The organism is Pinisolibacter sp. DMC19 (assembly GCF_056313985.1).
In genome coordinates this window covers 208243-221569 of sequence record NZ_JBQUZF010000007.1, presented here as the reverse complement: position 1 = coordinate 221569, position 13327 = coordinate 208243, and the positions used below count along the sequence as shown (strand labels likewise).

The window sequence follows — 13327 nt, the reverse complement described above, 5'->3', positions numbered from 1 at the left end:
TCGGCGGCGATGATGACGAGGTCGGCGCGGGCGATCTCCTCGGCCGTCAGCGCGTTCTGCGAACCGACCGACCCTTGCGTTTCGACCTTGACCTCGTAGCCGAGCGCCTTGGCGCCGCTCTCGACACCTTCGGCGGCCATGAACGTATGCGCGATGCCCGTCGGGCAGGATGTTACGGCGACCACGAATTTCGACATCTGTTCCTCCTGGCGGGGTCGACCCCGCTCTTCCTCCTGAGTGGAGATCAGGCCACCGGCGACGTCACCTCGACGGCGTCGGCGAGCTTTTCGACATCGGCCTTCGGCCCGAGATGGGGTCCGATCCGATCGAGTTTGGAAGCGGGGAAGGCGACCGCGAGCCGCGCGATGCGCTCGAGATCGGCGCCTTCGACGAGGCCGGCGACGATGCCGGCGACCATGCTGTCGCCGGCGCCGACGGTGGAGACCACGGTCTTCGGCGGCAGTTTCGCCGCGAGCATGCGCTCGGCGGTGACGAAGAGCGCACCCTCCTCGCCGAGCGACACGACGACGAGGCCGATGCCGCGACCGATCAGCATGCGCGCCGCCTCGACCAGGTCCTCGCGACGGGCGAGCGACCGACCGACGGCGCTCTCGAGCTCGTGGCGATTGGGCTTCACAGCGTGGATCGGCAGGCCGCTCGCGAGCAGCTTCGCCAGCGGTGCGCCGGAGGTGTCGACCACGACGCGGGCGCCGTGTTTGACGAGATCTTCGGCGATCACCGTCCAGGCGTCGTCGGGGAGCGATTCCGGCACCGAACCGGCGAGCACCACCGGACGGCCTGGCACCACCGAGCGCAGCAGCGCCGCGCGCACCGCGTCGAAGGTGCCTTCCGAGATCTCGAGCCCCGGCAGGTTGATGTCGGTCGTCTCGCCGTTGGCGAGATTGGCGATCTTGATGTTGGTGCGGGTCTCGCCGGCGGTCCGCACGAAGCGGTCGCCGATGCCCTTGGCGGCGAAGAACTCGGTGAAGCCGTCGTCGTTGGCCCGACCGAGAATGCCGGTGGCGGCGACCGGCACGCCCCAGTCGGCGAGGCAGCCGGCGACGTTGACGCCCTTGCCGCCGACGTTCGACAGGGCGGCGCGAGCGCGCTGCACGGTGCCGACGACGAAGCGGTCGAGGGTGACGGTGAGATCGATCGCCGGATTGAGCGTCACGGTGACGGCGAGCGGATGGGCGACGTCGGTCATGACTTCGCTCCTTCCAGCGCGCGCACCTGATCGGCGCTGTCGCAGGCGAGCGCCTTCTCGGCCAGCGCCTTCAGTTCGGCGACGGCGGCCGCGCGGATGCGGGCCTTGACGCCGGCGACGTCGCGCGGGGTCATGGAGAGTTCGTGGACGCCGAGGCCGGCGAGGATCGAGGCACCGAAGGGATCGCCGGCGATGCCGCCGCAGACGCCGACCCACTTGCCGGCCGCTTCCGCACCCGCCACCGTCCGTTCGATCAGCCGCAGCACCGCCGGGTGCAGGCTGTCGGCCTCGCCGGCGAGATCGGGATGCTGCCGGTCGATCGCCAGCGCGTACTGGGTGAGGTCGTTGGTGCCGATCGAGAAGAAGTCGACATGCGGGGCGAGGACGTCGGCCATCAGGGCGGCGGCCGGGACCTCGACCATGATGCCGATCGGCACGACCGGCGCGTCGAGTTCGGCGCGGACCCGCTCGCAGACGGCCCGCAGGGCGATGACTTCGCCGACCGAGGTGATCATCGGGAACATGATCAGCAGCTTCCGCCCGGTCTTGGCGGCCCGGTAGAGGGCGCGCAGCTGCGGCAGCATCAGGTCGGGCCGGCGCAGCAGGAGACGAGCGCCGCGCACGCCGAGGAAGGGGTTCTCCTCGTGCGGCAGGTCGAGATGGGCGACCTGCTTGTCGCCGCCGATGTCGAGGGCGCGCACGATCAGCGGACGATCGCCGAGTGCGTCGAGCATCGCGGCATAGATCTCGTACTGCTCGTCCTCGCTCGGCGTCGCGCCGCGCTCGAGGAAGAGGAATTCGGTGCGCATCAGACCGACACCTTCGGCGCCGAGGTCGATCGCCATGCCGACCTGATCGGGCGTGTTGACGTTGGCGGCGATCTCGAAGCGACGGCCGTCGGTGGTGGTGGCAGGCGCGGCACGATCCTCGGCCTCGCGCGAACGCTTGGCGGCGTCGGCCGCGATCCGGGCACGCGCCGCTTCCAGCGAAACCGCGTCTGGCTCGAGCCAGAGACGCGCACCACCGCCGTCGATGACCGCCTCGACGCCTTCGGCGAGGTCGAGCGCGGCATCGCCGGCCGCGACGATCGCGGGAAGTCCGAGGGTGCGGGCGAGGATCGCGGTGTGCGAGGTCGGGCCGCCGCGGGCGGTGACCAGACCGACGACGCGGGTCGTGTCGAGACCGGCGGTGTCGGAGGGCGTGAGATCGTCGGCGACCAGGATCACCGGGCCGTCGAAGGCGACGGCGGCGGTCGCCGCTTCCAGCTCGGGGGCGAGTTCGAGCAGGACGCGGCGACCGACGTCGCGCAGATCGACCGCACGGGCGGCCAACAGAGGATTGCCGAGAGCGGCGAGCGAGGCGGCGGTGCGTTCGACCGCCTGATGCCACGACCACGCGGCGCCGTGGCCGTCGACCATCAGGCGACAGGCGGCGGTGACGAGATCGGTGTCGGCGAGGAACTCGCCCTGCGCCTCGAAGATCGCGGCTTCCGCCCCGCCGAGACGGCGGCGGGTGTCGTCGGCGATCGCCGCGAGCTTCTGGCGGGTGGTGTCGAGGGCGCGATCGAGCTCGGCGCCGCCTTCGACCAGATCGACCGGCACGTCCGGCACGACGATCTCCGCCGCCCGCAGCACGTGGACGCGGCCGATCGCCAGACCCGGCGAGGCCGAGATGCCCGGCAGCGCCGGCAGCGCCGACGGCGGCGTCCAGCCACCGACGACCGCGGCCTTGGCGGCGGCCTTGGCGGCATCGGCCTTTTCCTGGACGGTCAACGCGACGATCGCCGCCTTCATCGCGGCGAGCGTCTCGGCGGCGCCTTCGCCTTCGGCCGAGACGACGACGGTCTCGCCGGCACGCAGGCCGAGCTGGAGCAGGGAGACGAGATTGCGCGGATCGGCGACGACGTCGCCGGAGCGGACCTGGACGCGCGCCTTCTGACGGCGCGCCGTCTCGATCCAATGGGCCGCCGGACGGGCATGGAGACCGTTGGGATAGTCGCAGACCCATTCGAACTTCTCGGCGAGGTCGCTCGCCGGCGCGGCGGGGGCGGCCGCGGCGGGCGTCTCGCCGAGCGCGGTGATGACCGCGGACGGATCCTCGGCCGCGATCACCGCCTCGAGCGCCGCCTCGTCCTGCAGCAGCCGGGTCAGACGGCGCAGGATCGAGATGTGGGCATCCGACTGGGCGGCGATGGCGACGACGAGGCGGACGGTCTGGCCGTCGTTCCAGGTCACGCCCTCGGGAATCTGGAGAATGGCGAGGCCGTTGTCGCGGATCAGCGCGCGGTCCTCGACCATGCCGTGGGGGATCGCGACGCCGCGGCCGAGATAGGTGTCGGCCACCTGCTCACGCCGCAGCATGGATTCGACATAGGCGGGATCGATGCGGCCGCTCGCCACGAGCAGCTGCGCCGCTTCGCGGATCGCCGCCACCTTGGACGCGGGAGCCCGAGTGCGACGCACCCGGTCGACGGAGAGAAGGCTGGAGCCGGACGCCATGGGATCATCCTCGATCGCAGGTACGGACTGAAAACGATTTCATTTCTTGATCGCGCATAAAGACCTCAGTCCCCGGCGCTGTAAACGGCGCACAAATGCGTATTGCGTAAAAAGATGGGGATGAGTTATGAATTTTGGATGGAAACGTTTTCACCCAACGCCGCGGGCACGCCCAATGCCGCGAGTCACCATGTCGTGGGCATCCGTGACGTCGCGACCCGCGCCGGCGTCTCGCCGGCGACCGTGTCGCGCGTGCTGACCGGCGGCCCCGCCAGTCGCGAGACCCGCGAGCGCGTCGAGGCCGCCGTCCGCGAGACCGGCTATCGCCCCAATCTCTCCGCCCGCCGCCTGCGCACCCGCGCCTCGCGCACGATCGGTCTGATCGTCTCCGACATCCGCAACCCGTTCTTCACCTCGCTGTCGCGCGCGGTGGAGGACGCCGCCTATCGCGCCGACATGCGGGTCGTCCTCTGCAACACCGACGAGAACCCGACCCGCGAGGCGATGTATCTGCGGCTGATGCAGGAGGAGCGGATCACCGGCCTGATCATCGCCCCGACGCGGGCGACCGCCGATCGGCTGGAGACCATGACCTTCGACTTCCCCGTCGTGCTGGTCGACCGCGCCGGCCCGACGGGCACGCACGATTCCGTCGTCATCGACAATTCGGCCGCCGTCGACACGCTGATCTCGCATCTGCTCGGCCGCGGTCATCGCCGCATCGGCGGCCTCTTCGGCAACACCTCGTCGACCGCCCTCGAGCGCCATCGCGGCTATGCCGCCGCCATGATCGCCCACGGTCTGGAGCCGGAGGCGCGGATGATCGAGCCCTCGGCGGAAGCCTCCGAGCGCGAACTCGCCCGCTGGCTGACCGAACCCGACCGCCCCGGCGCCTTCGTCGGATCGAACGGCCAGATCGTGCTCGGCATGGCCCGGGCCGTCCGCTCCGCCGGTCTGGCGATCGACGACGACGTCGTCCTCGCCGGCTTCGACAACGAGATGTGGACCGAGATGATCGGCCGCGGCCTCACCGTGATCGAACAGCCGGTCGAGGAGATCGGCCGCTCGGCAATGGACCTGCTCTTCCGCCGCCTCGAACGCCCCGACGTCGCGCCCTGCAAGATCGTGCTCGCCGGCCGCCTGATCGACCGCGACGAGGCGACGGCACCTCGCGCGGCCGAGTAGGCTGCGCGAAAGCCAGAAAAACTACGGCCGAATAGGCCACGCATCGCGAAAAGCAGCGGCCGAACAGGCCGCGCATCTCGCCGCCGAAAACAAAAAGAGCCCGGGTGGATCGCTCCACCCGGGCTCTTTCGTGTCCATGACGTCGCCGTCAGATCTCGTCGTCTTCGGCCTCTTCCGGGCCCTTCATCGACTTGAGCTTGGCGAAGATCTTGTCGGCGTCGAGCTCGTCCTCGCGGCCCTCGCCGCGGATGCCCGAGCCGTAGTTGCCGGCGCCTTCGAGCGCACCGGGCGTCACCGTCTCGTCGACCGACAGCAGCGTCGCCGCGCCCGGATCGCCGGCCTCGCGGATCGGCATCGACTTCGCCGCCTTCTCGACCTCGAGGTCGAGCTCGAGCTGCGAGCAGAGGCCGAGCGTCACCGGATCGGACGGGGCGAGATTGGCGGCGTTCCAGTGGGTGCGCTCGCGGATCTGCTGGATCGTCGTCTTGGTGGTGCCGACGAGGCGCATGATCGCCGCGTCCTTGAGCTCGGGATGATTGCGCAGCAGCCACAGGATCGCGTTGGGGCGATCGTGGCGGCGCGACACCGGCGTATAGCGCGGACCGCGGCGCTTGGCCTCCGGCACGCGCACCTTCGGATCGGCGAGCTTGAGGCGATGGGCCGGCTCTCGGACCGCGCGATCGATCTCCTCGCGGGTGAGCTGGCCGGTGATCAGCGGGTCGAGACCCTTGATGCCCTGCGCCGCCTCGCCGTCGGCGATGGCCTTCACCTCGAGCGGATGCAGCCGGCAGAAGGCGGCGATCTGGTCGAAGGAGAGCGCGGTGTTCTCCACCAGCCACACGGCGGTGGCCTTGGGCATGAGAGGCGTATTGGTCGGGGTCGCCATCGGATGGACCTTCCTCGAGGCTTCTCCCGGCCGGCCGGCGGGGGGAAGCGGGTATGCTCATTAAAAGGCTGGATGCGTCTCTCATAACGTCAAACTAAGCTACGTGCAAATATGGATTTCTCGACTCACCTCATTTTCCATGCAGCAACCAGACTTGATTGGCGGCGGCAGGCCGCCGCCCACGACTTAGAATCGCGTTTTTTGGAGTTTTTTCTCCGTAGCCAACCTGCGCTTCTCATGGGACACATAGGAGAGCCAAACTTTCCTGGCAGCTTCGATGGCAGGCTCTATAGCCCCTCTCGCCCGCAGGTAGTCTTTCAATCCAACCCAAGAGTGCGGATCAGGCATCGAAGCGTCACGTCTTGCATCCAATATAAAGTCGCCCTGCGGATTGTCGTTCACTCTACACTTCTTGATATACCTGAGGAAGGACATATAAACCTCCATCAATGCCAGAAATTTCTATTTTCATCCCTGTTCACTCCACCGTCAGCACGATCTTGCCGACGTGGGCGTTGGTCTCCATCCGCCGGTGCGCCTCGACGACGTCGCGCAGGGCAAACGTCGAATCGATCACCGGCTTCACCGCCCCTGCCTCGATCAGCGGCCAGACCTTCTCGCGCAGCGCATCCGCGATCGCGCCCTTGAAGGCGGCGTCGCGGGCGCGCAGCGTCGAGCCGGTGTGGGTGAGGCGCTTCAACATCACCCGCATGAAGTTGAGCGTCACCTTCGACCCGCGCAGGAAGGCGATCTGGACGATCCGACCTTCCACCGCGGCGGCCTCGTGGTTGCGCTCGATGTAGTCGCCGCCGACCATGTCGAGGATCACGTCGGCCCCGTGGCCCTTGGTGAAGTCCTTGACCTCCTTGACGAAGTCCTGCTCGCGATAGTCGATCGCGAGATCGGCGCCGAGTTCGCGGCAGCGCGCGCATTTCTCCGCACCGCCGGCGGTGGCGATCACCGTGGCGCCGAAGGCCTTGGCCAGCTGAATCGCCGCGACGCCGATGCCCGAGGTGCCGCCGTGGACGAGGAAGACCTCGCCGGGCGTCAAACCCGCGCGATCGAAGACGTTCGACCACACGGTGAAGACCGTCTCCGGCAGGCTGGCGCCCTCGACCATCGAGAGCCCCTTCGGCAGCGGCAGGACGCAACGCACGTCGACCGTCGCCCATTCGGCGTAACCGCCGCCCTGGAGCAGCGCCACCACCGCGTCGCCGATCGCGAGACCCGTCACGCCCGCGCCGAGCGCAGCGACGGTGCCGGCGATCTCGAGACCGGGGATGTCGGAAGCGCCCTTGGGCGGCGGATAGCCCCCCTCGCGCTGAAGCACGTCGGGCCGGTTGACGCCGGCCGCGGCCACCTTCACCAGCACCTCGCCCGGCCCCGGCGCCGGCACCGGCCGGGTCTCGAGCACGAGCGCCTCCGGTCCGCCGGGTTCGGGAATGGCGACGACGGTCTGCGTGGCGGGAATGTCGATCATGGAGGACCTCTCGGGGCCGCGCCGCGTCACAGCGGCGAGCCGTCCTTGCGGGTGAAGACGAAGCGACCGTCGACGAAACTCGCCGCCAGATCGTCGTCGGGATAGCCGACCGCGTCACCGGGCGTGCGATCGCCGACCACCAGGATCAGCGCGTCCTCGGTCGAACGGTTGAGGAACTGATGGCCGTCGCCGGTCGCATGCGGGAAGCCGGCGCAGGTGCCGGGCGTCAGGATCTGTTCGCCGGCGTCGCTCACCAGCACCACCTCGCCCTCGAGCACCCAGACGAACTCGTCCTGCTCGGTGTGCCAGTGGCGGAACGACGACTGACCGCCCGGCGCGATGCGGACGAGATTGACGCCGAATCGGGTGATGCCGGCGTGCTCGCCGAGCCGGCGATACCAGCGCTTGCGGTTGGGCGCGTCGTGCGGCGGCGGAACGGCGGATGCGTTCGATTCCGGCACGTCGAAGGGATCGAAGGCGGGGGCGCGCGGTGCGGGCATGGCGTTTCTCCCTCGTCGAAGAACCGCTCGACCCTAGTCCGTCGCCCCCTCGCTGTCACTGGCGCGATGGATGGATCGCCCCGACCCCGAGCACGCTCTCGACCACGCCGTTGGCGTGGACCGTCACGCGTTCGGGCGCCGTCGCCCAGCTCTTGCGCCCGCCGACCCAGAGCGGCACGCCGCCCCCGAGCAGGACCGGAATCTGGAAGAGATGCAGGCGCTTGACGAGGCCGGCGTCGAGGAAGGCGCGGATCGGCCCGCCGCCGCCCACCACCCAGATCCGCCGGAGCCCCGAGCGTTCGCAGTCGATGGCGATCTCGACCGCGGTGCGGTCGTCGAAGACGGCGAGCCCGTCCTCGTCGATCCGTCCCGACTTGGTCATGACGAAGGCCGCCTTGCCCGCATAGGGCCAGTCGGGAAACCGGCGGCACTGGCGATAGGTCGCCGACCCCATCACCACCGCGTCGATCCGCGCGGCGAAGGCGTCGTAGCCGTAGTCGACCGCCTCGAAGGGCTTCAGCCAACCGATGCCGCCCTCGCGATCGGCGATGAAGCCGTCGACCGAGTGGGCGATGTAGACGACGACCTCGGGCATCGGTCCTCCGACGGGTTCGAGCGGCGCGGTTTGGCGTGCCGCCGGTCGAGTTCTATACTGAGTCGCGCGAACCGGCCTCTCCTGCCGGCGCGGGAAACGGATCCGGCCATGGCCTTCATCGACGACGAACCCGTGAAGAAGAAGCTCGCCCACGAGATCGGGCAGGACGTGTCGCTGGTCTCGGCCGAGGAACTCGAGGAGCGCATCGCGATCCTGCGCGCCGAGATCGAGCGGCTCGAGACCGAGGTCGGCAAGCGCCGCGCCTCGCGCTCGGCCGCCGAAGCCGTGTTCCGCCTTTGACCGAAGCACTCGCCCAGATCACCCCGCCGGTGGAACCGCCGGCCGCCCGCGCCGCGCCCCGCGTCGCGGTCGTCGATCTGCGCCTCGCCGACTTCCGCAACTACGCCTCCCTTTCGCTCGGCTGCGACAGCCGCCACGTCGTGCTGACGGGCGAGAACGGCGCCGGCAAGACCAATCTGCTCGAGGCGCTGTCGCTGATGACGCCCGGCCGCGGCTTCCGTCGCGCCCGCCTCGACGAGATGGCCCGCCTCGGCGGCGCCGGATCCTGGTCGGTCTTCGCCCGGCTCGACGGCCCCGACGGCGAGGTCCGCCTCGGCACCGGCGCCGAGGCCACGCCGGGCGAGGACGAGACCCGCCAGCGCCGCGTCCGCATCGACGGAACGCAGGCGAAATCCGCCGACGATCTCCTCGAGCACTGCCGCGTCCTGTGGCTGACCCCGGCGATGGACGGGCTCTTCTCCGGCCCTGCCGGCGACCGTCGCCGCTTCCTCGATCGGCTGGTGCTCGCCGTCGACCCCGGCCACGGCGCCCGCGTCTCGGCCTACGAGCGGGCCATGCGCGGGCGGAACCGGCTGCTCGAGGACGAGCGCCTCGACCTCGACTGGATCGCCGCAATCGAGGAACAGATGGCCGAACTCGGCGTCGCCGTCGCCTCGGCCCGGGTCGAGACGGTCTCCTGTCTCGAACGGTTGATCGAGGCGACGCGGGCCGATGCCCCCTTCCCCCATGCCGAACTGGCTCTGGAAGGCGAGATCGAGGCGCTGGTCGCCCGCGGCGGTCCTTCCGCCGAGGCCGAGGACGCGTTCCGCGCCCGCCTGCGCGACGCCCGCCGCCGCGACCGCGCCGCCGGCCGCACCCTCGACGGACCGCACCGTGCCGATCTCGTCGTCCGCCACGGGCCGAAGGCGATGCCGGCGCATCTCTCCTCGACCGGCGAACAGAAGGCGCTGCTGCTCGGTCTGGTGCTGGCCCACGCCCGCCTGGTCGGCGAGACCGCCGGCCGTGCGCCGCTGCTCCTCCTCGACGAGATCGCCGCCCATCTCGATCCCGTCCGCCGCGCCCAGCTCTTCGACGTGCTGGAGGCGCTCGGCTCGCAGTGCTGGATGACCGGCACGGATGCGAGCGCCTTCGCCGGCCTCGGCGACCGCGCGTCGCAGTTCGAGGTGAACAACGGCGCGATAGCCCTTCGCGGCTGAGCGAAGACGGCGAAGTCCGCCGGCATCCGTATTCGACCGAAGCGGGGAGAACCCGCACCCCTTACCCGAAATCAAGAGCCGCGACCGGCTCCGACGGCATCTTCCTCTCGTTTTCGAGGGGAAACACATGTCTGTCGGTCTGCAACGTCGTGATCTGCTGCGCGGGCGCCTCGCCCGGCCGTCGATCGCCCCTGCCCTGCGCCCACCCGGCGCGGTCGAGGAGGCGCTCTTCGCGACGCGCTGCGACGGCTGCGCCGCCTGTGCCTTCGCCTGCCCCGAGAAGGTGATCCGTCTCGATCGTGATCGCCGGCCGATCCTGTCCTTCGCCCACGGCGAATGCACCTTCTGCGACGCCTGCGTGAAGGCCTGCCCGACCGGCGCCATCGTCGCCGAGGGTGGTCGTCCCTGGACGATGATCGCCGAGATCTCCGGCCGCTGCCTCGCCGTCGGCGGGGTCCACTGCCGCTCCTGCGGCGATGCCTGTCCGACCGCGGCGCTGCGGTTCGTGCCCATCGCCGACGGTCGCTTCCTGCCGCTCGTCGACGAGGCGACCTGCACCGGCTGCGGCGCCTGCGTCGCCCCCTGCCCGGTCGCCGCGATCACCATCGCACCCGCCCCCGTTTCCGAAGGAGTCCCCGCATGAACGTGATCGGTGTCCTCGTCCATGCGTTGCCGGACAACGTCGCCGACGTCTCCGCCGCGCTTTCGGGCATGGCCGGCGTCGAGGTCCATGCCGTCACCGACGACGGCCGGCTGGTGGTGACCGCCACCGATGCCGACGGCCGCTGGGCCTCAGATGCCCTGATGGCGATGAACCACGTCGCCGACGTGATCGGCACGTCGCTCGTCTACCACGCCCACGAACCCGAAACGTCCGAAGAGCCGGCGGCCGCCGCCGCCTGATCCGAAACCGCCGACCGGAGCCCGATCGCGGGCGAGCCCCGCGATCCGCCGACTGACCCCGAGGAGGTCGCCGAAGATGACGATCCATACCACCCGCCGCGACGTGCTGAAGGCCCAGGCCGCCGCCGCCACCGCCGCGGTGGCCGGCATTGCCGCCCCTGCCGCCGCCGCCCCCGTGGGCGATGCCGGCATTCGTTGGGACAAGGCGCCCTGCCGCTTCTGCGGCACCGGCTGCTCGGTTCTGGTCGGTACCCGCGACGGTCGCGTCGTCGCCACCCAGGGCGACCCGGAAGCCCCGGTCAACCGCGGCCTCAACTGCATCAAGGGCTACTTCCTGTCGAAGATCATGTACGGCCAGGACCGGCTGACCAGGCCGCTGCTGCGCATGAAGAACGGCAGGTTCGACAAGGACGGCGACTTCACGCCCGTCACCTGGGACCAGGCCTTCGACATCATGGCCGAGAAGTGGAAGGCCGCGCTGAAGGCCAAGGGCCCGTCGGCGGTCGGCATGTTCGGCTCCGGCCAGTGGACGGTGTGGGAGGGCTACGCCGCCTCCAAGCTCTACAAGGCCGGCTTCCGCTCCAACAACCTCGACCCCAACGCGCGCCACTGCATGGCCTCGGCCGTGGTCGGCTTCATGCGCACCTTCGGCATCGACGAGCCGATGGGCTGCTACGACGACCTCGAGCACGCCGACGCCTTCGTGCTGTGGGGCTCCAACATGGCCGAGATGCACCCGATCCTGTGGTCGCGTCTCACCAACACCCGCCTGACCAAGCCGGGCGCCGAGGTGCACGTGCTCTCGACCTTCGAGCACCGCTCCTTCGAGCTCGCCGACAACGGGATGATCTTCAACCCGCAGACCGACCTCGCCATCCTCAACTACATCGCCAACCACATCATCCAGACCGGGGCGGTGAACAAGGAATTCGTGGCGAGAAACGTCAACTTCACCAAGACCGCGACCGACATCGGCTACGGCCTGCGCCCGAAGCATCCGCTGGAGGAGAAGGCCGTCAACGCCTCCCACAAGGTCGATGCCGGCAAGATGGAGCCGATCACCTTCGAGCAGTACGCCGAACTGGTGAAGCCCTACACGCTCGACTACGTCGCCGAGCTCTCCGGCGTCCCGGCCGAGAAGCTCGAGCGGCTGGCGAAACTCTATGCCGACCCGAAGAAGAAGGTCATGAGCCTGTGGACCATGGGCTTCAACCAGCACTCGCGCGGTTCGTGGGTCAACTCGTTGATGTACAACGTCCATCTGCTCGTCGGTAAGATCTCCGAGCCGGGCAACTCGCCCTTCTCGCTGACCGGCCAGCCGTCGGCCTGCGGCACCGCCCGCGAGGTCGGCACCTTCGCCCATCGCCTGCCGGCCGACATGGTCGTGACCAATCCCGAGCATCGCAAGACCGCCGAAGCGATCTGGAAGCTGCCGGAAGGCACCATCCCCGAGAAGGTCGGTCTGCACGCCGTCGCCCAGAACCGGGCGCTGAAGGACGGCACGCTGAACGCCTACTGGGTCCAGTGCACCAACAACATGCAGGCCGCCCCGAACATGAACGAGGAGGGCTGGCCGGGCTATCGCAACCCGGCGAACTTCATCGTCGTGTCCGACCCCTATCCGACGGTGACGGCGCTCTCCGCCGATCTGATCCTGCCCACCGCCATGTGGGTGGAAAAGGAAGGCGCCTACGGCAACGCCGAGCGGCGCACCCAGTTCTGGCGCCAACAGGTGACCGGCCCGGGCGAATCCCGCTCGGATCTCTGGCAGGTCGTCGAATTCTCCAAGCGCTTCAAGGTCGAAGAGGTGTGGCCCGCCGACCTCGTCGCCAAGAAGCCCGAACTCGCCGGCAAGACCCTCTACGAGGTGCTGTTCAGGAACGGCAACGTCGACAAGTACCCGGTCTCGGAGACCTACGAGGGCTTCGAGAACCAGGAATCGAAGGACTTCGGCTTCTACCTGCAGAAGGGCCTGTTCGAGGAATACGCCGCCTTCGGTCGCGGCCACGGCCACGACCTCGCGCCCTTCGACAGCTATCACAAGGCGCGCGGCCTGAAGTGGCCGGTGGTCGACGGCAAAGAGACCAACTGGCGCTTCCGCGAAGGCTACGACCCCTACGTCAAGCAGGGCGAGGGCGTGAAGTTCTACGGCTACAAGGACGGCAAGGCGAAGATCATCTTCGCCCCCTACGAGCCGGCCGCCGAGAGCCCGGACAAGGACTGGCCGCTGTGGCTGGTCACCGGCCGCGTGCTCGAGCACTGGCATTCGGGTTCGATGACCCGCCGCGTGCCGGAACTCTACAAGGCCTTCCCCAACGCCGTCGTCTTCATGCACCCCGACGACGCCATGGCGCTGGGCCTGCGCCGCGGCCAGGAGATCAAGATCTCGACCCGCCGCGGCGAGGTGACGAGCCGTGTCGAGACCCGCGGACGCAACAAGCCGCCGAAGGGCGTCGTGTTCTTCCCGTGGTTCGACGAAGGCCAGCTCGTCAACAAGCTCACCCTCGACGCGACCTGCCCGCTGTCGAAGGAGACCGACTACAAGAAATGCGCCTGCAAGGTCGAGCGCGCCTGACG

General features: G+C 69.3%; 13 protein-coding genes. 6 read left to right on the top strand and 7 right to left on the bottom strand.

All coding sequences use genetic code 11. The features are described 5' to 3' along the window. From ACT53U_RS17165 to ptsP, 3 genes are all read right to left on the bottom strand, one after another. On the bottom strand, nucleotides 1–197 hold a 197-nt coding region (locus ACT53U_RS17165; RefSeq protein WP_476157017.1), incomplete at its 3' end, for a PTS fructose transporter subunit IIB. Nucleotides 198–244: 47 nt separating this feature from the next. Further along, on the bottom strand, nucleotides 245–1207 hold the full coding sequence (gene pfkB, locus ACT53U_RS17160) for a 1-phosphofructokinase (protein ID WP_476157016.1): 963 nt from the start codon (nucleotides 1205–1207) through the stop codon (nucleotides 245–247). Continuing rightward, nucleotides 1204–3705 (bottom strand): phosphoenolpyruvate--protein phosphotransferase, encoded by a 2502-nt coding sequence (gene ptsP, locus ACT53U_RS17155; protein WP_476157015.1) that lies wholly within the window; start codon nucleotides 3703–3705, stop codon nucleotides 1204–1206. Before ptsP ends, pfkB begins: the two co-directional genes overlap by 4 nt. 195 nt (nucleotides 3706–3900) lie before the next feature. On the opposite strand from ptsP, the gene ACT53U_RS17150 reads away from it, so the two are divergent. After that, nucleotides 3901–4890, top strand: a complete 990-nt coding sequence (locus ACT53U_RS17150; RefSeq protein ID WP_476157014.1) for a LacI family DNA-binding transcriptional regulator — start codon at nucleotides 3901–3903, stop codon at nucleotides 4888–4890. Between the two features lie 148 nt (nucleotides 4891–5038). Here the strand turns inward: ACT53U_RS17150 and ACT53U_RS17145 are convergent, their stop codons facing one another. The 4 genes from ACT53U_RS17145 to ACT53U_RS17130 all read right to left on the bottom strand — a co-directional run bounded on the left by ACT53U_RS17145 (nucleotide 5039) and on the right by ACT53U_RS17130 (nucleotide 8351). Further along, nucleotides 5039–5776, bottom strand: a complete 738-nt coding sequence (locus tag ACT53U_RS17145; protein ID WP_476157013.1) for a DUF1013 domain-containing protein — start codon at nucleotides 5774–5776, stop codon at nucleotides 5039–5041. Between the two features lie 478 nt (nucleotides 5777–6254). Then, the gene (locus tag ACT53U_RS17140) at nucleotides 6255–7256 is read right to left on the bottom strand and encodes an NAD(P)H-quinone oxidoreductase (RefSeq protein ID WP_476157012.1); all 1002 of its coding nucleotides are present in this window, start codon (nucleotides 7254–7256) and stop codon (nucleotides 6255–6257) included. A gap of 26 nt (nucleotides 7257–7282) precedes the next feature. Next, the gene (locus ACT53U_RS17135; RefSeq protein ID WP_476157011.1) at nucleotides 7283–7756 is read right to left on the bottom strand and encodes a cupin domain-containing protein; all 474 of its coding nucleotides are present in this window, start codon (nucleotides 7754–7756) and stop codon (nucleotides 7283–7285) included. Nucleotides 7757–7811: 55 nt separating this feature from the next. Further along, nucleotides 7812–8351, bottom strand: coding sequence for a dihydrofolate reductase family protein (locus tag ACT53U_RS17130; RefSeq protein WP_476157010.1), 540 nt, complete (start codon nucleotides 8349–8351; stop codon nucleotides 7812–7814). A 108-nt stretch (nucleotides 8352–8459) separates the two neighbouring features. Here ACT53U_RS17130 and ACT53U_RS17125 point away from each other — a divergent pair, with 108 nt between their 5' ends. The 5 genes from ACT53U_RS17125 to napA all read left to right on the top strand — a co-directional run bounded on the left by ACT53U_RS17125 (nucleotide 8460) and on the right by napA (nucleotide 13325). Then, nucleotides 8460–8651 (top strand): DUF1192 domain-containing protein, encoded by a 192-nt coding sequence (locus ACT53U_RS17125; protein ID WP_476139149.1) that lies wholly within the window; start codon nucleotides 8460–8462, stop codon nucleotides 8649–8651. Nucleotides 8652–8680: 29 nt separating this feature from the next. Continuing rightward, on the top strand, nucleotides 8681–9847 hold the full coding sequence (recF, locus tag ACT53U_RS17120) for a DNA replication/repair protein RecF (protein WP_476157022.1): 1167 nt from the start codon (nucleotides 8681–8683) through the stop codon (nucleotides 9845–9847). Between the two features lie 127 nt (nucleotides 9848–9974). Continuing rightward, a complete protein-coding gene (gene napF / locus ACT53U_RS17115) occupies nucleotides 9975–10490 on the top strand; it encodes a ferredoxin-type protein NapF (RefSeq protein WP_476157009.1) in 516 nt (171 codons plus the stop codon). Next, nucleotides 10487–10750: a chaperone NapD gene (locus tag ACT53U_RS17110; protein ID WP_476157008.1), complete on the top strand. Its 264-nt coding sequence runs from the start codon at nucleotides 10487–10489 to the stop codon at nucleotides 10748–10750. Before napF ends, ACT53U_RS17110 begins: the two co-directional genes overlap by 4 nt. 76 nt (nucleotides 10751–10826) lie before the next feature. Continuing rightward, nucleotides 10827–13325 (top strand): nitrate reductase catalytic subunit NapA, encoded by a 2499-nt coding sequence (napA, locus tag ACT53U_RS17105; RefSeq protein ID WP_476157007.1) that lies wholly within the window; start codon nucleotides 10827–10829, stop codon nucleotides 13323–13325. The last annotated feature ends 2 nt before the right edge of the window (nucleotides 13326–13327 follow it).